At 72.2% G+C, this 19,253-nt stretch carries 14 protein-coding genes; 9 read left to right on the top strand and 5 right to left on the bottom strand.

What is annotated here, in order from left to right:
• Positions 1–162 precede the first annotated feature (162 nt).
• Positions 163–1,812 carry an ABC-F family ATP-binding cassette domain-containing protein gene (locus ACSMXX_RS03200; protein ID WP_473182503.1) on the bottom strand — a complete coding sequence of 550 codons (1,650 nt, stop codon included), beginning with the start codon at positions 1,810–1,812 and terminating at the stop codon, positions 163–165.
• Positions 1,813–2,027: 215 nt separating this feature from the next.
• On the bottom strand, positions 2,028–5,543 hold the full coding sequence (locus ACSMXX_RS03205; RefSeq protein WP_473182504.1) for a hypothetical protein: 3,516 nt from the start codon (positions 5,541–5,543) through the stop codon (positions 2,028–2,030).
• A gap of 159 nt (positions 5,544–5,702) precedes the next feature.
• On the opposite strand from ACSMXX_RS03205, the gene ACSMXX_RS03210 reads away from it, so the two are divergent.
• Positions 5,703–6,647 (top strand): FAD-dependent oxidoreductase, encoded by a 945-nt coding sequence (locus ACSMXX_RS03210; protein ID WP_473182505.1) that lies wholly within the window; start codon positions 5,703–5,705, stop codon positions 6,645–6,647.
• A gap of 225 nt (positions 6,648–6,872) precedes the next feature.
• Positions 6,873–8,372 (top strand): M1 family metallopeptidase, encoded by a 1,500-nt coding sequence (locus ACSMXX_RS03215; protein WP_473182506.1) that lies wholly within the window; start codon positions 6,873–6,875, stop codon positions 8,370–8,372.
• 139 nt (positions 8,373–8,511) lie between these two features.
• Here the strand turns inward: ACSMXX_RS03215 and ACSMXX_RS03220 are convergent, their stop codons facing one another.
• Together ACSMXX_RS03220 and ACSMXX_RS03225 are read right to left on the bottom strand one after the other, a co-directional pair.
• Positions 8,512–9,297, bottom strand: coding sequence for a VOC family protein (locus ACSMXX_RS03220; protein WP_473182507.1), 786 nt, complete (start codon positions 9,295–9,297; stop codon positions 8,512–8,514).
• A 196-nt stretch (positions 9,298–9,493) separates the two neighbouring features.
• Positions 9,494–10,315, bottom strand: coding sequence for an oxygenase MpaB family protein (locus ACSMXX_RS03225; RefSeq protein WP_473184610.1), 822 nt, complete (start codon positions 10,313–10,315; stop codon positions 9,494–9,496).
• A 425-nt stretch (positions 10,316–10,740) separates the two neighbouring features.
• Between ACSMXX_RS03225 and ACSMXX_RS03230 the strand changes: the two genes are divergently transcribed.
• From ACSMXX_RS03230 to ACSMXX_RS03260, 7 genes are all read left to right on the top strand, one after another.
• On the top strand, positions 10,741–12,315 hold the full coding sequence (locus ACSMXX_RS03230; protein WP_473182508.1) for an aldehyde dehydrogenase family protein: 1,575 nt from the start codon (positions 10,741–10,743) through the stop codon (positions 12,313–12,315).
• Positions 12,316–12,704: 389 nt separating this feature from the next.
• Positions 12,705–12,854 carry a hypothetical protein gene (locus ACSMXX_RS03235; RefSeq protein ID WP_473184611.1) on the top strand — a complete coding sequence of 50 codons (150 nt, stop codon included), beginning with the start codon at positions 12,705–12,707 and terminating at the stop codon, positions 12,852–12,854.
• Between the two features lie 134 nt (positions 12,855–12,988).
• Positions 12,989–14,710, top strand: coding sequence for a sensor histidine kinase (locus tag ACSMXX_RS03240; protein WP_473182509.1), 1,722 nt, complete (start codon positions 12,989–12,991; stop codon positions 14,708–14,710).
• The gene (locus tag ACSMXX_RS03245) at positions 14,707–15,123 is read left to right on the top strand and encodes a roadblock/LC7 domain-containing protein (protein WP_070010021.1); all 417 of its coding nucleotides are present in this window, start codon (positions 14,707–14,709) and stop codon (positions 15,121–15,123) included. Before ACSMXX_RS03240 ends, ACSMXX_RS03245 begins: the two co-directional genes overlap by 4 nt.
• Positions 15,120–15,476, top strand: a complete 357-nt coding sequence (locus ACSMXX_RS03250; protein ID WP_473182510.1) for a DUF742 domain-containing protein — start codon at positions 15,120–15,122, stop codon at positions 15,474–15,476. Before ACSMXX_RS03245 ends, ACSMXX_RS03250 begins: the two co-directional genes overlap by 4 nt.
• Positions 15,457–16,071 (top strand): GTP-binding protein, encoded by a 615-nt coding sequence (locus ACSMXX_RS03255; protein ID WP_473182511.1) that lies wholly within the window; start codon positions 15,457–15,459, stop codon positions 16,069–16,071. Before ACSMXX_RS03250 ends, ACSMXX_RS03255 begins: the two co-directional genes overlap by 20 nt.
• Positions 16,068–17,387, top strand: a complete 1,320-nt coding sequence (locus ACSMXX_RS03260) for a cytochrome P450 (protein WP_473182512.1) — start codon at positions 16,068–16,070, stop codon at positions 17,385–17,387. Before ACSMXX_RS03255 ends, ACSMXX_RS03260 begins: the two co-directional genes overlap by 4 nt.
• Before the next feature lie 12 nt (positions 17,388–17,399).
• On the opposite strand, the gene ACSMXX_RS03265 is transcribed toward ACSMXX_RS03260, so the two are convergent.
• Complete coding sequence (locus ACSMXX_RS03265) at positions 17,400–19,223, bottom strand: AMP-dependent synthetase/ligase (RefSeq protein ID WP_473182513.1); 1,824 nt, start codon at positions 19,221–19,223, stop codon at positions 17,400–17,402.
• Positions 19,224–19,253 lie beyond the last annotated feature (30 nt).

The raw sequence follows: 19,253 nt of genomic DNA on the forward strand, positions 1-19,253 counted from the left end.
CCGGGCCGCCCTGCGGGAATCCGCGGCGGTCCGGCCGCGGTCGGCGCTGCCCGGCCTCCTGGAGCCTCGGTCGAGGCCTCGGGTCCAATTCGGCTGCGGCGTAAGCAAGTTGATGGTGTGTCGACGTCAACCGAAACCGCACGACGGTGTGGCCCCAGGCTGCTACCGGTGCTGAAGTTCCTTCACACGGCCGTCGACCACCTCGATGTGCCGCGTCGTGTGCACGGCGTCCAGCATCCGGCGGTCGTGGGTGACGAGCAGCAGCGTGCCCTCGTAGTCGGCCAGAGCCGACTCCAGTTGCTCGATCGCCGGAAGGTCGAGATGGTTCGTGGGCTCGTCCAGCACCAGAAGGTTCACGCTGCGCCCCTGGAGGAGCGCCAGCGCGGCACGGGTCCGCTCGCCGGGTGAGAGGGTCACGGCGCGGCGCAGCACATGGCGGGCCGAGAGACCGAACTTCGCGAGCAGCGTGCGTACTTCCTGCGGTTCCATCGACGTGGCGTCCCGGAAGGCGTCCACCAGGCTCTCCTCGCCGTGGAAGAGCCGCCGTGCCTGGTCGACCTCGCCGACCACGACGCCGGAGCCCGAGGAGGCGGTCCCGGCGTCGAGTCCGGTCCTGCCCAGCAGCGCGGCGAGCAGCGTCGACTTGCCGGCGCCGTTGGGCCCGGTGACGGCGACCCGGTCGCGCCAGTCGATCTGCAGGTCCACGGGCCCCAACCGGAAGGCACCGCGGCGCACTTCGGCGCCGCGCAGGGTGGCGACGACCGATCCGGAGCGCGGTGCCGACGCGATCTCCATGCGCAGCTGCCACTCCTTGCGGGGCTCTTCGACGGCGTCGGCATCCAGCCGTTCGATCATCCGGTCGGTCTGCCGCGCCTTGGCGGCCTGCTTCTCGGTCGCCTCGATGCGGGCGTTCCGTACGGTCTTGTCGTTGTCGGGCATCTTCCGGCGGGCGTTGCGCACGCCCTTGTCCATCCAGCCGCGCTGCTTCCGTGCCCTGTCCTCCAGACCCGCACGGGTCCTTGCGTACTCCTCGTACTCCTCACGTGCATGTCTGCGGGCGCGGGCGCGCTCCGCCAGATAGCTCTCGTATCCGCCGCCGTACCGGCCCACGAGCTGCTGTGCCAGGTCGAGTTCGAGCACGGTGTCCACCGTCCGGGACAGGAACTCGCGGTCGTGGCTGACGAGGACGGTGGCGGCGCGCAGCCCTGAGACGAAGGTCTCCAGAGTGTGCAGCCCGTCCAGGTCCAGGTCGTTCGTCGGCTCGTCCAGCAGGAAGACGTCGTAGCGGCTGAGCAGCAGGGACGCGAGGGACGTACGGGCCGCCTGTCCCCCGGAGAGAGAGGCCACCGGCCGGTCCAGGGTCACGTCGAGGCCCAGCCGGGCGGTGACTTCGGCCGCTCTTTCGGACAGGTCGGCGGCGCCGAGGGCCAGCCACCGCTCCAGCGCGAGGGCGTAGTCGTCCGCGGCGCCGGGCCGGTTCTCCTCCAGGGCGCGCGTGCTCGTGTCGAGGGCGGTCTGGGCAGCTGCCACCCCGGTGCGGCGTTCCAGGAACGCACGGACGGTCTCGCCGGGCCTGCGCTCCGGCTCCTGCGGAAGGTGCCCCACGGTCGCGGTCGGCGGTGTGAGTGCGACGCTGCCCGCCTCCGGCTTCGCCAGGCCCGCCAGGATCCGCAGCAGCGTGGACTTGCCGGCGCCGTTCACCCCGACGAGGCCCACCACCTCTCCCGGGGAGACGACGAGATCCAGGCCGGAGAAGAGCGGACGGTCACCGTGCCCGGCCGCGAGGGACTTGGCGACGAGAGTGGCGGACATGGCCGCCGATGCTACGGGCATTCCGCCGGAGGGTCGCATGAGTTTCCCGGCAGGCGGGGCGGGGCGGGGCGGTTAGTGCCGGACGGAGCGGTGCCGGGCGGGGAGGGGCGAGTTGGTGCAGGGCGGACCGTTGCGGCGGGTTCGGTGCGGCCCGGTGTCCGCCGCGTGCTGCGCGCCGCGCAGGTCACTCCCGGGCCCTCACTCCCTCGGGTCGGTCACTCCCCCGGGTCCGTGGCCAGTTCCAGCGCCGCCGCCCGTACGTCGGGCGCCTCGTGGCGGCGTACCGAGCGCAGGAGTTCACGCCACGGCTCGGGCCAGCCGCTCGCCGGGTTGACCGCGGCGGCCAGCGTCACGGCCAACAGCCCTGTCGCCGTACCACCGTCGGCGACGAGGTCCTGCGCGACGGGCAGCAGCCGTTCCCTGGTCTCGGCCGGCCGCTGTACGGGCACGAGCGAGCGGCGCAGTTCGCCCGCGGTGCGCCACGCCAGCCCCGGCCGGTGGCTGTGCAGACCGGCGATGCCGCGCAGCTGCCTGCCGAGGGTCTCGGCGTCGCTCTCCAGGGTCACGGCGGAGCAGAGCAGACGGGCCGCCAGCGGTACGAACTCCTCGTGTCCGGCGAGGAGTACGCCTGTACGTCCGGCGAGGCGGCGGGCGATGCGCCGCCGGCGGGCGCAGTCGCCGAGAGTCAGGGCGATGTGCTCGACACGGCGCCTGGCCGGGCGGTCGCGGTCGGCGCGGGCGTCCGGGGTGTCCGGCGCGGAGTCCGCCGCGATGAGTCCGGACAGCACCTGCTCGAAGGCGCGGCCTGTACCCGGCAGCGTGATGACCAGCTCGACCAGTCCTTCGGCGGCCTGCCGCCAGGTTCCGCGGTTGCCGAGGTCGGTGACGGCTGTGGAGAGCACGGCCGCCGCGTCCGGCGCCCACAGTGCCCAGTCGGCGAGCGAGGAGTAGACGGCCTCGGTGACGCCCCGGTCGTCCGCGTGGCACAGGCCGGAGACCAGCCGTGCGTACCTCTCCCGGTGCCGCTCGGGCAGTCCGAGGGGACGTACGCGCAGCAGCGCGTGCCGCAGTGCGGGCACTCCCTGCGCCGCCGACTCGACGAGCTCCCAGGCCCGGTCGTCGTCGAGCAGCCGGGGTGCGCACTCGACGCAGACCCCCTTGACCTCCGGGTGCTGGCCCTGGAGGGAGTAGACCTTCAGCAGCAGCTCCGCCGCCTCGGCGAGCGGGAGGCAGTCGGCGGCCATCCGTACCGTCGCCTTGCGGCCGGCGACCGGCTCCGCCGCGCCCTGGCCGTTCCGGTCGCTCCCGCCCGCGGCCGCGGCGCCCGCCGCCCCCTCCGTCTCCTTCTCCGTCTCCTTCGCGGTCGCCTTCTCGGTCGCCTGAGAAGGAGACGGCGGCAGCAGCAGGCGGTGCAGTACGTCGGAGAGCCGCCAGGGGTCCGTGTGGCGGAACGCGCGTGCCAGCGCCGGGACGGCCACGCGGGCGCGGCCGTCGCGCACGTGCTCCAGCAGCAAGGGCAGCGCTTCGTCGGGGCGGTCGGTACGCGCCGTCGCGGCCAGCGCCGTGTCGGCGAGCTCGGACTCCGCCTCGACGGGGTCGTTGGCCCACAGCCGCAGCTCTCTCGCGCCCTCGCAGGGGATCGTGGCGAGCTGCCGCAGCGCCTCGCGCCGGACGTGCATCTCGCTGCCGTCGTCGTCCGCCTCCTGCGCCAGCAGGCTTGCGGCGGCCCGCTGCTGGCGGGGCAGCCAGCGCGCGGCGCAACGCCCGACGGGCGGCTGAGGGCGGCGGCTCTCCTTGCTGAGGAACCGGCCGTAGGGCGGAGTGACGTCCAGTACGGGGTCGAGCAGATCGGTGCGCCGCGTCGTGATCGTCCGCGAGACGCTGGGGAGGAGCGCCGCGGATGCGTCCACCGCGAGCACCTGCTCGGCTCTCGCCGCCCGGGTCGCCGGATCGTCCATCCACAGGGCGACCGCGGTGCGGGCGGTGGACTCGCTGCCGAACTGAACGGCCTGCCAGAGCAGTTGCTGCAGTTCGGGCATGCCTGCGGCGCGCCGGCCGACGGCACGTGCGAGCGCGAACGTGAGTCCGTGGTCGTCGTTCTCGGCGCCCGCCTCCAGCCAGTACCGCAGCGCTTCGTGGACGGCGTGCTCCTGACCGTGCGGGAGCCGCCGGTCGAGCTGCCCGAGATCCGCTCCGTCGGTGTTGCCGGAGAGCCGCACGGTCGTGCGCAGCGCCCAGCCGACCAGGCCCTGCCGGCTGCCGGCGACGTGTTCGCGCAGCAGCGAACGGGCGAGGCGGCCCAGTGCGGCACGGCTCTCCTGCGAGGAGCCCGGTGCCCCTACGGCGTCGCCCGCGACCCGGTCCAGGTGGTCGACGGCTTCGTCCTCGAAGAGCCGCGCCGGCAGTTCCGCGAGGGCGGTGAGCGCCGCCGCCCGTACGGACTCGTGCTCGTCACGCAGCCGCGCCATGTCTGCGACGAGAGCCGTCACCACGGTCCTGTTGCCGCCGTGCCGGTCGGCGGTGTGCGCGGCCTGCCGGATCAGCATCGGCCAGGCACGCGCCCTGTCCTCGGGTGAGGGCCGGCGCGTGGCGGCGGTGACCTCCGCGTACGCCGACTCGTCGGGCAGGTGGGCCAGGGCGGCGAGCACGGTGGACCAGTGCGCTCCGCGTGCGCGCGCCTGCTGGGCCATCCGCCGCGCCTCCTCCTCGCGGCGGCTGTGCGGAAGCGCTGAGAGCACGTCCTCGTGGAGGACTCCGTGTGCGCGTTCCTCGGCGTCGGTCACCATGTCGTAGAACTCGGCGCGGCGGCCCGGCGGAAGCGCGCGCAGCAGTTGGGCGAAGCGGTCGGGACGGCCGCTGAAGACCCGTCCGAGATCCTCCAGCCCGGACGGGTCGGTGTGCACCAGCCGCCTCAACACCTGTACGGGCAGGCCGAGTTCGCGCAGCTCGGCGACCTGCCCGGGACGCAGCAGCAGCCGCAGGGCGCGCCCCGCGTCGGCCGAGACGAGCCGTACCAGGTGCGGCAGGAACTCCGGGGTGAGCAGGCCCCCTTCGCGGTACTGCTCCAGCAGGTCCAGCACGCGCCGGGGCCGGTTGACGCAGATGCGGGCGACGCCCGCGCCGTAGCGCCGCCACCACTGCTCGCGCAGTACGTGCGGCAGGTCTTCGAGCTGCCGTCCCGCCTCCGCCAGCAGGAGGTCCGGGTGGCGGGACGCGAGCGAACGCCAGGCGGTGACGGCGTGGAAGAGGGCGGGCAGCAGCCGCGTCACGGTCTCCGGTCCGCAGCCCGGCAGCAGCCGGGCGGCCTCCGGGTCGCCCCAGCGGGCGCGGACGGCGTCGATGAGACCGTCCGCGAGTTCGGTGCGGCGGCCGCGGACGATGGTGCGCGTCAGCTGGGCGCGCACGGCCGACGGCGCGTCGTGCAGCGCCACCCACAGCGCGTCGTCGCTGACGGCGGCGGAACGTGCGCGGGCGGCGCGCTGGGCGTGGCCGCGGACGAAGGGGTCGGGGTGCGCGAGCCGGGCGGAGAGATAGTCGGTGTCGCGGGCGGCGCATGCGGCGATCATCGCGATCCGCTTCCCGTACATCCCGTACTCTTCCAGCCCGTGCAGAAGCCCCGTCAGCTCCTCATCGCCGACGGCCCGTGCGTGGGCGGCGACCAGCCGTGTGCGCTGCGGGTACGCGAGCGGCTCAAGGCTGTCGAGGAGTTCGGTGGCGGCTGCACGGGACATGCCGTGGATTCTGCCCGCTGCATGTGTGCCGCGTAAGAGTTCTTCACAGGGATGTGCAGGACGTGAGTGTTTTGCGGCAGGTACGTGTACGCGAGCACGCCTCCGGGGAACTCTTCCCGCCGGAGAATGCCCGCCGGCGCCGCGGGATAACGTCGCTCCATGGATGAAGTGATCGTCGTCGGCGGCGGGGTGAGCGGACTGACGACGGCCGTGCTCCTCGCCGAGCGCGGCCTGAACGTACGGGCGTGGAGCCGGGACCGGGACGCGGACACGGCCTCGGGGGTTTCCGGCGGGCTGTGCTGGCCCTACCGCATCGAGCCCCAGGAGAAGGCCCTTGAGTGGGCGGTGCGTTCCTTCCGCAACTTCGCCTGGCTCGCCGAACAGCCGGCGCACACGGGGGTGCGACTGGTGCGGGGCACCCTGGAGGGCGGCGCGGCCGCCTCGGTGCCGCCGGAGTGGATCTCGCTGATCGGGTCGCCGCCGCGCACTCCCATTGTCGACATGCTGACGTATCTCCCTTATCTGCGGGGGCGGTTGACGGCTGCGGGCGGCAGCTGGGAGCAGCGCGCGATCGGCTCGCTCGGCGAGGCGTCGGCGCAGGCGTCGGCGGTGGTCGACTGCAGCGGCCTGGGCGCGCGCGAGCTGGCCGGCGACCGCGAGATGCAGCCGGTGCGGGGGCAGATCGTGGTCGTGGAGAACCCGGGCGTCGAGGAGTGGTTCCTCTCGTCCGAGGCGGGGTCCTCGGAGACCACGTACGTGCTGCCGCAGCCGTACGGCCTGCTGCTGGGCGGCACGGCCGACGAGGGCGCGGAGGAGACCGAACCCGATCCCGCCACGACCCGTGCCATCGTGGAGCGTTGCGCCCGTGTGCACCCCGCGCTCGCCGAGGCGCGGATCCTCGAGGTGCGGGTGGGTCTGCGCCCGTACCGGCCGCGGGTACGGCTGGAGACGGAGACGCTGCCGGACGGCACGCCGTGCGTGCACAACTACGGTCACGGCGGTGCGGGCGTCACGGTCTCGTGGGGCTGCGCGCTGGAGGCGGTGCGGCTCCTCGGCCCGGCAGGGAAGAGCGGGGACGGCGGAGAGCGGGCTGCGGGCTGCTGACGGCTGGCGGCTGACGGCTGACGCACGCGACGCACGGTTCGGCAGGCGGTACGCGGCACCTGGTACGCGATCCGGCGGTGGGCCGCGTGATGCAACCGCATGGCATTCATGTGTAGATGCATACGAAACAGATACGGCGGACGACCGGAGTACATACCCTTTCGAGCACTCGCGTCGCATCGCACCGCGCCATCTCGGCGCTGCGCCAAGGGAGTTGGAGGACTCGTGCGTCAAAGACTCATCGTTTCGGGTGCGGTGGTGGCCGCCCTCACGCTGACGGTTCCGGCCTCGGCCGCCGGCGCGGGACCATCGCCGGGCGCACCCGGCGTGGGCGACTCCTACTACCCGGACTACGGCAACGGCGGCTATAACGCCTCCCACTACGACCTGAGGCTCAAGTACCAGCCGAAGACGGACGAGTTGAGCGGCACCGCGACCGTCCTCGCCAGGGCCACCCAGGACCTGAGCCGCTTCAACCTGGACTTCGCGCTCGATGTGAAGGAGGTGCACGTCAACGGCCGCAAGGCGAAGGTGTCCACGGCCGGCGCCCACGAACTTCGGGTCACCCCGGCCGAACCGCTCGCCGAGGGTGAGGACTTCAGCGTCGTCGTGCGCTACTCGGGCGTGCCCTCCGAGGTGGAGGTCGGCGGTTACACGGCCTGGCAGCGCACACCGGACGGCGGAGTCGCGGCGGGCGAGCCCGAGTCGGCCTGGTGGTGGTACCCGAGCAACGACCACCCCAGCGACAAGGCGACGTTCGACATCAGCGTCGCGGCCCCGAAGGGCTACAAGAGCCTCAGCAACGGCGACCTGGTCTCCGAGGAGCCGGCCGGCGACGGCTGGGTCCGCTCCAACTGGCGTTCCGGGGAGCCCCAGGCCACGTATCTGGCGACACTGGCCGTGGGGAAGTTCGACGTCACCAAGAGCCGCACCGAGGGCGGCATCCCCGTCGTCAATGCCTACAGCAGGGAACTGGGCGGCGAGGACGGTTCGGCGCGGGCCAGCATCGAGCGCACGGCCGAGATCACCGACTGGCTGGAGGGCGTCCTCGGCGAATACCCCTTCAGCTCCGTCGGCGGCTATGTGCCCGCCACCGGCGCGGGCTTCGCGCTGGAGACGCAGACCCGGCCGTTCTACGGCAACGAGCGCTTCAAGTCCGGCACGGACGTCTCCGTCGTCGTGCACGAGCTGGCGCACCAGTGGTACGGGGACAGCGTCTCGGTGCGCAACTGGCGGGACATCTGGCTCAACGAGGGCTTCGCCACGTACGCGTCATGGCTGTGGTCGGAGAAGGAGGGCGAGGGCACCGCACAGGAGATCGCCGACGAGGTCTACGACTCCTACCCGGCCGACGACGAGTTCTGGAAGGTCAAGCCGGCCGACCCCGGCGCGAAGAACCAGTTCCACGGCGCGGTCTACGACCGGGGCGCGATGGCGCTGCAGGCGCTGCGCAACAAGACCGGCGACAAGGACTTCTTCAAGATCCTCAAGGGCTGGCCCGCCGAGCACGAGGGCGGAAACGCGCGCGTCGGGCAGTTCGTGAAGTACGCCGAGAAGGTCTCCGGCAAGTCCCTCCGGTCACTCTTCGACACGTGGCTCCGCACGGCTTCGAAGCCCGGGAAGCCGGCTCTCGGCGGCGGCACGGCAGCCGCCGGCGGCAAGCGGGAACGCCCGGAGTCGTGGAAGGAACTCCAGGCCGTTCACGGCGCCCACCGCCACCACTGAGCCCGGAACACACGCCGAAAGCAAGCCGGAACACACGCGGGAACACACAGGCCCGGTCCCCGGAGCGCGTCCGCCCCAGGGACCGGGCCATGTGGTGTTCAGCCGGCAGTGCGGCCGCGCGGCTGTGCGCCGGTGCGGCTCAGGCTCCGTCCACCGGTACGGGCTTGATGAGCGCGAACGCCGCACCCTGCGGGTCCTGAACTACGGCCATCCGGCCCGCCATCATGTCGAACGGCGGCACGAGCACCGAACCGTCCGCCCGGACGAGGGCGTCGACCGTGCTGTCGGTGTCGTCGACCGCGAAGTACGTCATCCAGTGCGAAGGCGTCCCCGGGGGCGAGTTCTCCAAGCCCTGCGCACCGCCGACCGTACGGCCGCCCACGCTGAGCGCGTGGTAGCCGGGGGCGCCCTCCATCGGCCTGGTCTCGATGCCGAGGCTGCGGTAGAAGGACTTGGCGGCGTCCATGCCCGCGGTGTTGAGCTCGCTCCAGATAACGGCGCCGTGCTCGTTGACCATCTGCGCGCCGATGAAGTCCTTCGCCTGCCACAGGCCGAAGACGGCCCCCGCGGGGTCCGTCGCGACGGCCATCCGTCCGAGGTCCATCACGTCCATCACCGGCACCATCACGGTGCCTCCGCTGTCCGTGATGCGGTGCGCGGCCGCGTCGGCGTCCTCCGTCGCGAGATACATCGTCCACGCGGGCGGTGGCATGGGCTGGTCGTCCTGGCCCATCGCCGTCATGATGCCCGCGACGGGCTTGCCGTGCAGGGTGCAGACCGAGTAGCCGCCGTTCTCCGGCGGCCCGACCTCGCCCTGCCATCCGAAGAGATCCTTGTAGAAGTCGAGGGCCGCCTGCTGGTCGGGGACCATCAGATCGACCCAGCACGGGACGCCGGGTTCGTACCTCTCAGTTACCTCGGGCATGGCAGCTCCTTGTCGGGGACTCGGTGCCGGTCACTGTGCCGAGAGCGCCGGGCCGGGCCGCTCCCGCCACGCCGCCTTGCGGCCCGGGCCGCCGCGGAATTCACCCGCCTCCCCTCTTCGCCTCGTCCTGGTGAGGCCCGCCGGGTTCCAGGGGGCTCCAGGCGGGTCGCGGCGGGTCCGGGCGCGCGGGCCGCCGTCAGCCCCTGAGCCCTGCGCGGTACGCCTTGCGGGCCCTGTACGCCGCGGGCAGGAACCGGAGCCGCTCCGGCAGCATCGGCACCACAGTTCGCACCACCCGCCCCAGCAGCACCAGCCGCCGCTCCTGCCGCCGCGTCCAGGGCAGACCGATGGCCTCGCGCGCGTCCGGCGGCATCAGCCCGATGGTCACGAAGCGCTGGAAACGGGCGAACGCGGGCCGCAGCACGGGCCACAGCAGCCGCAGCGCCGCGCGTACGGGGCGCGGCCCGCGGTCGGGCGGCGGCAGCGGGCGCCCGACGTCGGTCAACTCCTCCACCACCAGGGTCTTCTCGATCTCTTCGGAGAGCATCCGCCGGTAGTACGGCCAGAACTCCTGGACCGTCTGCGGCATGTCCCGGTCCCGCAGCCCGAGGACGCGCCCCACCTGGAGCCACTCCGAGTACAGCTGCCGCTCCTCGGCGTCCGTGTACGGGCGGCTGCCGAGGTAGTGCTGCGCGTGCCGGTAGACGGGGAAGCCCGTGGCGTGCACCCAGGAGTAGTTGGCCGGGGTCAGGGCGTGGTACTCGCGGCCGTGCGCGTCGACACCCTCGATTCCGCGGTGCAGGCCGCGCAGCCGCCGTCCCTCCTCGGCGGCTCCGGCACCGCCGTACACCCAGAGCTGCACGCTGGCCAGGGAGCGCTCGGCACGGCCCCAGGGATCCGTACGGAAGACGGAGTACTCGTCGACTCCGGCGCTGACGGCGGGGTGCGCCACCTGCATGGCCAGGGCCGGCGGCAGTGTCAGCAGCATCCGGATCTCGCCCGCGAGATCCCAGAGCATCCCGCCCGGCTCGGGCGGCTCCGGCTCGTCGCGGGGCGGCCGGGTGGGTGCACCGCTGCGGGTGGTCCCGGTGCTCTCGCTGCTGTCGCTGCTGTCGCGCTCTTTCCTGCTCATCCCGTTCATGATGCTCCCAGCGGTGTCCGCGTGCGCGGCCCGCTCCCCCGCCGGGCCGGTGTGGGGCCTGGCTCGGGGACGGGGACGGGCGGACCTGGCGGCACGAGCGGGACGGGCTCCACGAGCGGACCAGACACGACGGGCGGGCATGCACGGGTCAACTGCCGTGTCGCCGACGGCACTTGCCGCGCCACCCCGCTGGTAGCCTGCGCCGCTGTGCGCCTTCGCCGGCTGCCTCACGCACTCGGCGGTCCGGGCCGCCCCGCCCGTGCAGAACCGACCGCCCGCACCCCTCCCACCCGAGGAAGCCGATGACCAATACCGGACGTTTCGCCTCCCTTTCGCCCGCCACCGGGGCAGAGCTCGCCGAATATCCGGTGCACGGCCCCGCGGAGGTGTCAGCGGCGGTCCGCCGCGCCCGCGAGGCGGCCAAGGGCTGGGCGAGGGCGGGCTGGAACGGGCGCCGGGCGGCTCTGCTCACGTACAAGCGCGCGCTGGCCACCCGTACCGGCGAGATCGCCGAGGTCGTCGCGGCCGAGACCGGCAAGCCGGACCACGACGCCCGCAGCGAGGTGCTGCTGGCCGTCATCCATCTTGACTGGGCGGCCCGTCACGCCCGGCGCGTGCTGGGCCGCCGCAGGGTCGCCCCCGGGCTGCTCTCCGCACATCAGCGGGCGCTGCTTGCATACCGCCCGCTCGGCGTGGCCGGCGTGATCGGTCCGTGGAACTACCCCGTCTACACACCCATGGGCTCGATCGGCTACGCGCTGGCGGCAGGCAACGGCGTGGTCTTCAAACCGTCCGAACTCACGCCCGGCGTGGGCGTCCTGCTCTCGCGTATCTGGGCCGAGACGCTGCCTGAACACGCGGATCTGCTCCGCACCGTGACGGGGCGGGGCCCTACCGGAGAGGCGCTGGTGCGCTCCGGCGTGGACAAGGTGGCCTTCACCGGGTCGCCCGGCACGGCGCGCAAGGTCGCGGCCGCCTGCGCGGAGTCCCTGACTCCGCTGGTGGCCGAAGGCGGCGGCAAGGACGCGGTACTGGTCGGCGGCGACCTCGACGACGCGGGCCTGGACCAGGCGGCGGAGGCCATCGTGTGGGGCGCCATGTCGAACGCGGGCCAGACCTGCGCGGGCGTGGAGCGGGTGTACGCGGCGGCGTCCGTGCACGAGGACCTGTGCGAGCGCATCGTGCGGCGGGCGAAGCAGGTCGTCACAGGGCCGGATCAGACAAGGCCGCCGGGGACAGGGCCGGCGGGGACACGGCCCGCGGAGACGGAGCCGGCCGAGACCGGGCCCGCGGCCGGCAGCCAGGACCCCGACTACGGTCCGCTGACGCTCCCTTCGCAGCCCGGGAAGGTCGAGCACCACCTGAAGGAGGCTCTCGCGGCGGGTGCCCGCGTGCTGCTCGGCGGGCCGGAGTCGGTGCGTGCGCCGTACGTGCACCCGGTCGTGCTGGCGGACGTGCCGGAGGACTCGGCCGTCATGCTGGAGGAGACCTTCGGTCCGCTCGTCGCGGTGAACCCGGTGCGCGACCTGGACGAGGCCGTCGAACGCGCCAACGCCTCCCCGTACGCGCTCGGCGCCGCCGTCTTCACCGGCTCCAGGCGGGCCGGGGAGGAGGCCGCGACGAGGCTGCGCGCGGGCGTCGTGTCGGTGGGGTCGGTGCTCGGCTTCGCCGCGATCCCGTCGCTGCCCTTCGGGGGCTCGGGCGAATCCGGATACGGCCGGGTGCACGGCGCGGAAGGGCTGCGCAGCTTCGCGGCGCCGCACGCGATCACGGTACGGCGCTTCGCGCCGCTCGCGGATCTGACGTCGTACGCCACCCCGCGCGCGAAGGCCTCCCGCATGGTCGAGCTGGCTCGCCGTTTCCACGCACGCATGTGAGGGCGGCGCCGCACGGCCCCACCGACAGCGGCGCCTGAAATGCCGGTCGGCCCGGCGGCTCTTTCCCCTGCCGGCCGTGCCCCGTTCACCACGGGTGATTCCGGCGGCACTCTCGGATACGAAAGCCGGATGGATAACGGCGCGCGGGCAGTCCTGGCGGCCTGTCCGTTCCTTCCGGACCCCGCGTCACCGACTGGCCGTTCCGGCAACCGAATTGGGGTGTACGCACCTTCCGGTACGGGCACCGCGGCACATTGCGACACCGAGCGGAACGAGCTCTTCCCACGGGGCGCTTCCATGGCCAGACTGAGGACCACTGAACTGGCCAGGCACGCCGCCCAGAAGGCATGCGAATGATGGGCGGTCATGGCTATGCGATCGAAAACGACATGGAACGCCATTTGCGTACAGCCGTGGTATTCACTGTTCGGCGCGGCACAATCGAGATCCAACGGGACATCATCGGCAGGACTTTCGGGAACCGGCCCGGCGCCCGGGACGGTCCTGCGGTACCGGCAGATCTGAACAGTCGGATGTAGGTGAGCGATTGATCAGATGTTTTCGGCCTGCGGCTTTAAATGATCGGCGACTCCCCTATATTGGTGCGGCGCTGACCGGACTGTCGCGGCTCCCCGACCTGTCTGCCCGGACCTGTCCACAAGGACCCTGATTGATGACCCCCCAGACCTCCCAACCGCCCAAACGCTCCGCCAACGGCGCCGCCGCCCAAGGATCCGGGCAGCCGCCGAAGAAGCCCAGAGCGGGTACGGGCACTGCTCTCGCCCTGCTGATAGCCGTCCTCGTCACGGGCCCCGCCTGTCTGATAGCCGTCTACGCGGCACCGCAGTCCATACGCCCGGGCATCGCCTGGGGCAGCGGCTCGGTCGCGCTCGTGCTGAGCATCGCGGTGGCCTTCGCCACCCGCGGCATCCTCGTAGCGCGCGGGCTGCGCGCCGTCATCAAGCAGCAGAACGCCGACGCCGAGGCCGAGCGGGCGGTCGCCGCGCACTTCGCGGACGTCATCGTCCCGATCCTGGTGGAACGGCTCCGCTCCGGCGCCTCCGCGCAGACCGCACTCGCCGCGGTACCGACGGTCGCGAACAGCACCCACCAGCGCGTACTGCACTCGCTGGCCAACGAGGTGCACCGCGGCGAGGGAATGCGCGCCGCCGCGATGGCCGCGTGCGCCAACGCGGCGGGCCGCGTACAGGCGCTGGCCACGAGCATGGCGGCGGACCTGCGGGAGATGGAGCACAGGTACTCCGACGAGGAGGTCCTCGGCGACCTGCTGCACCTGGACCACCGCACGGCGCAGACAGGACGCCTCGCGGACTCCATCGCCGTGCTGACCGGGGCCCGCACCGGGCGTCGCTGGGCCAAGCCCATCGTGATGGAGAGCATCCTGCGGGGCGCGATGGGGCGCATCAGCGGCTATCAGCGCATCCGGCTGCACTCCTCGTGCGAACTGGCCGTCGCCGGTCACGCAGCCGAGGGCGTGATGCACGCGCTGGCCGAACTCATGGACAACGCCGCCAACTTCTCGCCGCCGACCTCCGAAGTGCACGTGTACGTGGAGGAGGCGTCGGCCGGCGTCATCATCACCGTCGAGGACGGCGGGCTCGTCATGGGTGAAGTCGCCCTGGAACGCGCCCAGCAGGCCGTCTCCTCGGAGTCCCTGGACCTGACCAACCTCTCCGGTACGCGGCTCGGCCTCGCCGTGGTGGGGCGGCTGGCCCACAAGCACAGCCTCTCGGTCTCGTTCCGTCCGTCCGCGCACGGAGGCACGGGGGTGCTGCTGAGGATTCCGCAGACGCTGATCACCCGGCCCGCGCGGGAGACCGAGAGCCCGGCCCCAGCCCAGGCCCGCGAGAGCGGTACAGGCCCGGCACCGCGGTCTGTACCCGCCCGCGCACCCGCGCCCTCCGCTGCTTCCGGGCCGCAGCCGTCCGAACCGGTGGCCCGGTCCCGAGACGGCGACGCGGCGTCCCTGTCCTCCCGGGAACCGCACGGTACGGGCGAACTGCCGCGGCGCAGGCGCACGGCGCCCGCCGCGGTGAACGAGACGGCCGGCCAGGACAGCGCGGACCTCTCCTCCGCGCACACCGCCGCCGAACCGTCCCCCGAGCACGCATCCGTCGCGGAGTCCGGCCCCAGCGGCCTGCCCAAGCGGCGACGCGGACAGACGCTCGCCGCAGCCCAGCAGCGCAACGCGTCGTCCCAAGCGGGCAGTACGGCAGAGGCGGCCAGAACGGCCGCGCAGTCGGGATCGCGGTTCGGAGCCTTCCGCCGCGCCGTGCAGGGCGGTTCGTCCGCCCAGGAAGAGAAACCCGACGACGACGCTTCTTCCGTGTCCCCCTCCCCCTCCTCGTCCCGCCCGGAGGACAACACCGAATGATCACCGACGGCAAGCTCGACTGGCTGCTGGAGAGTCTGCTGCGGCGGACACCGGGCGCACGGCACGCTCTGGTGCTCTCCCGCGACGGACTCAAGTTGTGCAGCTCCTCCGAACTCGACATGGACCAGGCCGACCAGCTGGCCGCCATCTCCGCAGGCATCCAGAGCCTCTCCCACGGCGCGTCCGTGGAGTTCGGCAACGGCAGCGGAGGCGTGCGCCAGGCGATGGCCGAGTTCTACGGCGGCATCCTCTTCGTCGTCGAGGCGGGCTCCGGCGCCCACCTCGCGGTGGTGGCGACCGAGGACTCGGACGTGGGCCTCATCGGCCACAACATGAACGAACTCGTCGAGCAGCTGAGCGAGTACCTCACCACGCCGCCCAGGCAGCAGGACGAGACCAGAGACCCCGCATGAAACGGCCGGGCCGGGACGACGACCCGGACCGGCTGTACACCGTGACGGGTGGGCGCAGCCGGTCCGGCACCGACGCCTTCGACCTGGTAACGCTGGTGGTCAGCGAGTCCGAGCCGACCCCTGGGATGCAGTCGGAACACGCCTCCATCCTGCGGATCTGCCGGTCGCCGACGGCGGTGGTCGAGATCGCCTCCGACCTCGGGCTGCCCGTGAGCATCGTCCGGATCCTGCTCGGCGACCTGCACGCCGCAGGCCGGATCACCGCCCGTCATCCGCGTACGGCCACATCCGCGGATCAACTCCCCGATCCAGAAATCCTGAAGCAGGTGCTCGTTGGACTCCGCAACCTCTGATCTGACCGGAACCCGCCCGCCACTGCGCAGCACCGCCGACAACGGCCTCAAGATCGTCATCGTCGGCGGTTTCGGCGTCGGCAAGACCACGATGGTCCGCTCCGTCAGCGACATCCGTCCGCTCAACACCGAGGAGACGATGACGCGGGCGGGCGAGGGCGTCGACGACGCCGACGACGTACCCAGCAAGACGACGACCACGATCGCCTTCGACTTCGGGCGCATCAGCCTCAACGACCGTACGGTGCTGTACCTGTTCGGAGCGCCGGGCCAGGAACGCTTCTGGTTCCTGTGGGACCGGCTCTTCACCGGCACGCTCGGCGCCGTCGTCCTCGTGGACACGCGCAGACTCGTGGACTCCTGGTACGCGATCGACCGTCTGGAACAGCACGGCATGCCCTTCATCGTGGCCCGCAACGACTTCGGCGGTCCGCACTACTCGGCCGAGGACGTGCGCGAGGCCCTCGACCTGCCCGACGGCATCCCGCTGATCGAATGCGACGCCCGTTCCCGCGAGTCCAGCAAGGAAGTGCTGATCACCCTCGTCAACCACCTGTACGCCCTGTCCTCCTCCGCCCGGGAGAGCGCTACGTGACCACGCCGCACCCGCAGTCCGACCCGGACGAGTCCCCCGAGCCCGGAGACCCGGACGCACGGCGGACCGCACCGCCGCCGGGCTGCCCCGTGGACCCCGACGCCGTCGCCATGTTCGGGCCCCGCTTCATCTCCGAGGACCGCGGACAGCTCTACCGCGACATGCGCGAACAGCACGGCCCGATCGCCCCCGTCACCCTCATCGGCGACATCCCCGCGTGGCTGGTGCTGGGCTACCGCGAACTGCACCAGATCACCGGCAACCCGGGGCTCTTCACCCGCGATTCGTCCGTCTGGAACATGTGGGACCGGATACCGCACGACTGGCCGCTGACGCCGATGGTCGGCAGGCAGCCCTCGATCCTCTACGAGGAGGGCGACCGCCACGAGCGCCGCTCGGCCCTGGTCAGCGACGCGCTCCGCGACGTCGACCCCTTCGAGCTGCGCCACCACTCCGAGCAGCACGCGGACGAACTCATCGACGCCTTCTGCGGACGTGCCGAGGCCGACCTCGTCGCCGAGTACGCCAAGAAGCTCCCGGCCCTCGTGCTGGCCCGGCTCTTCGGCTTCTCCGACGAGGACGCGGCGACGCTCCTCCCCCGGATCAACGCGGTCGTCGACGGCGGCGAGGGCGCCCTGGAGGGCAGGCAGCACATCCAGCACGCCATGGGATCGCTGCTGCGCTCGCGGGCGATCGCCCCCGCCGGCGACGTCGCCACGCGGATGCAGACGCACCCGAGCTCGGGCGAGTTCTCCTCGGAGGAGATCCTCGAGGACATGATGGTCAACATCATCGCGGGCCATCAGCCCTCCGCGGACTGGATCGGCAACTCGTTGCGGCTGATGCTGACCGACGACCGCTTCGCCGCCTCCCTCGGCGGAGGCAGGGCCAGCGTCGGCGAGGCCATGAACGAGGTGCTGTGGGAGGAGACGCCCACGCAGAACATCGCCGGCCGCTGGACCACCCGCGACACCCAGCTCGGCGGCAAGCGCATCCAGAGCGGCGACCTGCTCGTCCTCAGCTTCGCCGCCGCCAACGCGGATCCTCAGATCCGTCCCGACCAGCACTCCTTCACCGGCGGCAACAGCGCCTTCTTCTCCTTCGGGCACGGCTCGCACCGCTGCCCGTACCCCGCTCAGGAGATCGCCGAGGGCATCGCCCGTACGGGCATCGAGGTGCTGCTGGACAGGCTGCCGGACGTCGATCTGGCCGTGCCCGAGGAGGAGTTGGCGTGGCGGCCCTCCCCGTTCCTGCGCGGTCTGGAGGCGCTGCCCGTCACCTTCACTCCCACCTCCGCCGTGGGCGGCGGCCGGTGACCGAGCGGCGCCTCAGTCCTCGGACGTCCGTCCGCCCCGACCGTCGTACAGCTCCTCGATGAGTTGCCCGTACTTCTCGCGTACGGCCCTGCGGCGCAGCTTGAGCGACGGCGTCAACTCACCGGTCTGCGGCCCCCATTCCTCGCCGAGCAGCTGATGGCGCTTGACCTGTTCCGTGCGGTTGAGGCGGGCGTTGGCCGCCGCGACGGCGCGGTCGGTCTCGGCCAGGACCGCGGGATGGAAGGGCAGCCCAGCGGGCGCGGCGTCGATGCCGTTGGCCTGCGCCCAGGCCGGTGCCATTTCGGCGTCCAGCACCAGCAGGGCCACGAGATACGAACGCCCTTCACCGTGCACGAACGCCTGGCCGATGAGCGGGTGTTCCTTGAGCGCGTTCTCGACCAGGGCGGGTGAGACGTTCTTCCCCGTCGAGGTCACGATCATTTCCTTCTTGCGGTCCGTGATCCACAGGAAGCCGTCCTCGTCGACCCGTCCGATGTCGCCCGTCGCGAACCAGCCGTCGGCGTCCGTCGCGGACTCCACGGAACCGTCGGGGCGCAGATACCCCTCGAAGACGGTGGGGCCGCGCAGCTCGATCTCGCCGTCCTCCGCGACGCGCAGCTCGACGCCGTCGATCGGCCTGCCGACGGAGCCGAGCCGGAACGCCGCCGGTTTGTTGGCGGTTGCGGCGCCCACCGTCTCGGTCAGCCCCCAGGCGTCCATAATCACGATGCCGAATCCCGCCCAGAACCGGACGACGTCCTGCGGCATGGGCGCCGACGCGCTCGCCGTCCACACCAGCCGGTCGAAGCCCGCCGCGGTCAGGAGCGGCTGCAGGATCTCCTTCCGGGCCCGTTCGTAGGAGGCGGCCGGCCCGGCCGGGACCTCCTCCCCCCGTTCGAGGTGGGCGACGTACTCCCGGCCGATGTCGCCGGCCTCTTCCACGGCCCGTCGCCGCTCCTCGGGGAGCTGCGCGAGCGCCGCCCGTACGGACGCGGCCAGCTTCTCCCACACCCGCGGCACCCCGAAGAACTGGACCGGGTGCAACTCCCGTGCCGTCGCGGCGACTTGGGTGGGATCAGCGCACAGGTGGACGTGCGAGGCGCGGTGCACCGGCAGATAGATGCCGAGCATCCGCTCGGCGATGTGGGCGAACGGCAGATAGGAGATGTGCTCGACGTGGTCGGGCAGTTCGACGACGTCGTCGAGCGCGAGACCGTTGAGGACGACGTTGCGGTGCGAGATGACGACGCCCTTCGGGTCGCCGGTGGTGCCGGAGGTGTAGACGACGGTCACCGGGTCGGTGGCGCGCACGGCCCGCCACGTGCGCTCGAAGACCTCCGCGTCGTATGGGCGCTCCACCTCGGCGAATGGGATGTGCCCGGCTGCGGCGTCCGCTTCCACGACGACGAGGCGGTCCATGAGCGGCTGCCACATGAGCACCTCGTCCGCTCCCTCGACCACGGCGAGCCGGGCACGGCTGTGCTCGACGATGTGGGCGATCTGGGCGGGCGCGGCGGTGCCGTAGACGGAGACGGGGACTGCACCGAGATGGACGAGGGCGAGGTCGGTCAGCCAGTGCTCGGGGCGGTTGCCCATCATCATCAGGACGTGCTCGCCGCGCTCGACGCCGAGCGCGGCGAGGCCGGCGGCGAGCCGGGCGATGCGCTCGCGCACCTCGGTCCAGGTCAGAGTGGCCCAGTGGCTCTCCTCACTCTCACTCTGCTGCTGCCAGGAGAGCGCGGGCAGACCGCCGTGATCTTCTTCGTTGCGCAACAGCAGGGCGGGGACGGTGAGTTCGGCCGGGTCGGCTGCTGGGAGTCGCAGGACGGTGGTCATGGCGGGCCTCCGGACTGGGTGCGGCTGTGC

Source organism: Streptomyces sp. DSM 116795 (assembly GCF_055792905.1).

Coding starts and splice junctions, on each gene's coding strand:
- ACSMXX_RS03200 (WP_473182503.1), bottom strand. CDS start 1,812: ATGTCCGCCACTCTCGTCGCCAAGTCCCTCGCGGCCGGGCACGGTGAC.
- ACSMXX_RS03205 (WP_473182504.1), bottom strand. CDS start 5,543: ATGTCCCGTGCAGCCGCCACCGAACTCCTCGACAGCCTTGAGCCGCTC.
- ACSMXX_RS03210 (WP_473182505.1), top strand. CDS start 5,703: ATGGATGAAGTGATCGTCGTCGGCGGCGGGGTGAGCGGACTGACGACG.
- ACSMXX_RS03220 (WP_473182507.1), bottom strand. CDS start 9,297: ATGCCCGAGGTAACTGAGAGGTACGAACCCGGCGTCCCGTGCTGGGTC.
- ACSMXX_RS03225 (WP_473184610.1), bottom strand. CDS start 10,315: ATGCTCTGGGATCTCGCGGGCGAGATCCGGATGCTGCTGACACTGCCG.
- ACSMXX_RS03230 (WP_473182508.1), top strand. CDS start 10,741: ATGACCAATACCGGACGTTTCGCCTCCCTTTCGCCCGCCACCGGGGCA.
- ACSMXX_RS03235 (WP_473184611.1), top strand. CDS start 12,705: ATGGAACGCCATTTGCGTACAGCCGTGGTATTCACTGTTCGGCGCGGC.
- ACSMXX_RS03240 (WP_473182509.1), top strand. CDS start 12,989: ATGACCCCCCAGACCTCCCAACCGCCCAAACGCTCCGCCAACGGCGCC.
- ACSMXX_RS03245 (WP_070010021.1), top strand. CDS start 14,707: ATGATCACCGACGGCAAGCTCGACTGGCTGCTGGAGAGTCTGCTGCGG.
- ACSMXX_RS03250 (WP_473182510.1), top strand. CDS start 15,120: ATGAAACGGCCGGGCCGGGACGACGACCCGGACCGGCTGTACACCGTG.
- ACSMXX_RS03265 (WP_473182513.1), bottom strand. CDS start 19,223: ATGACCACCGTCCTGCGACTCCCAGCAGCCGACCCGGCCGAACTCACC.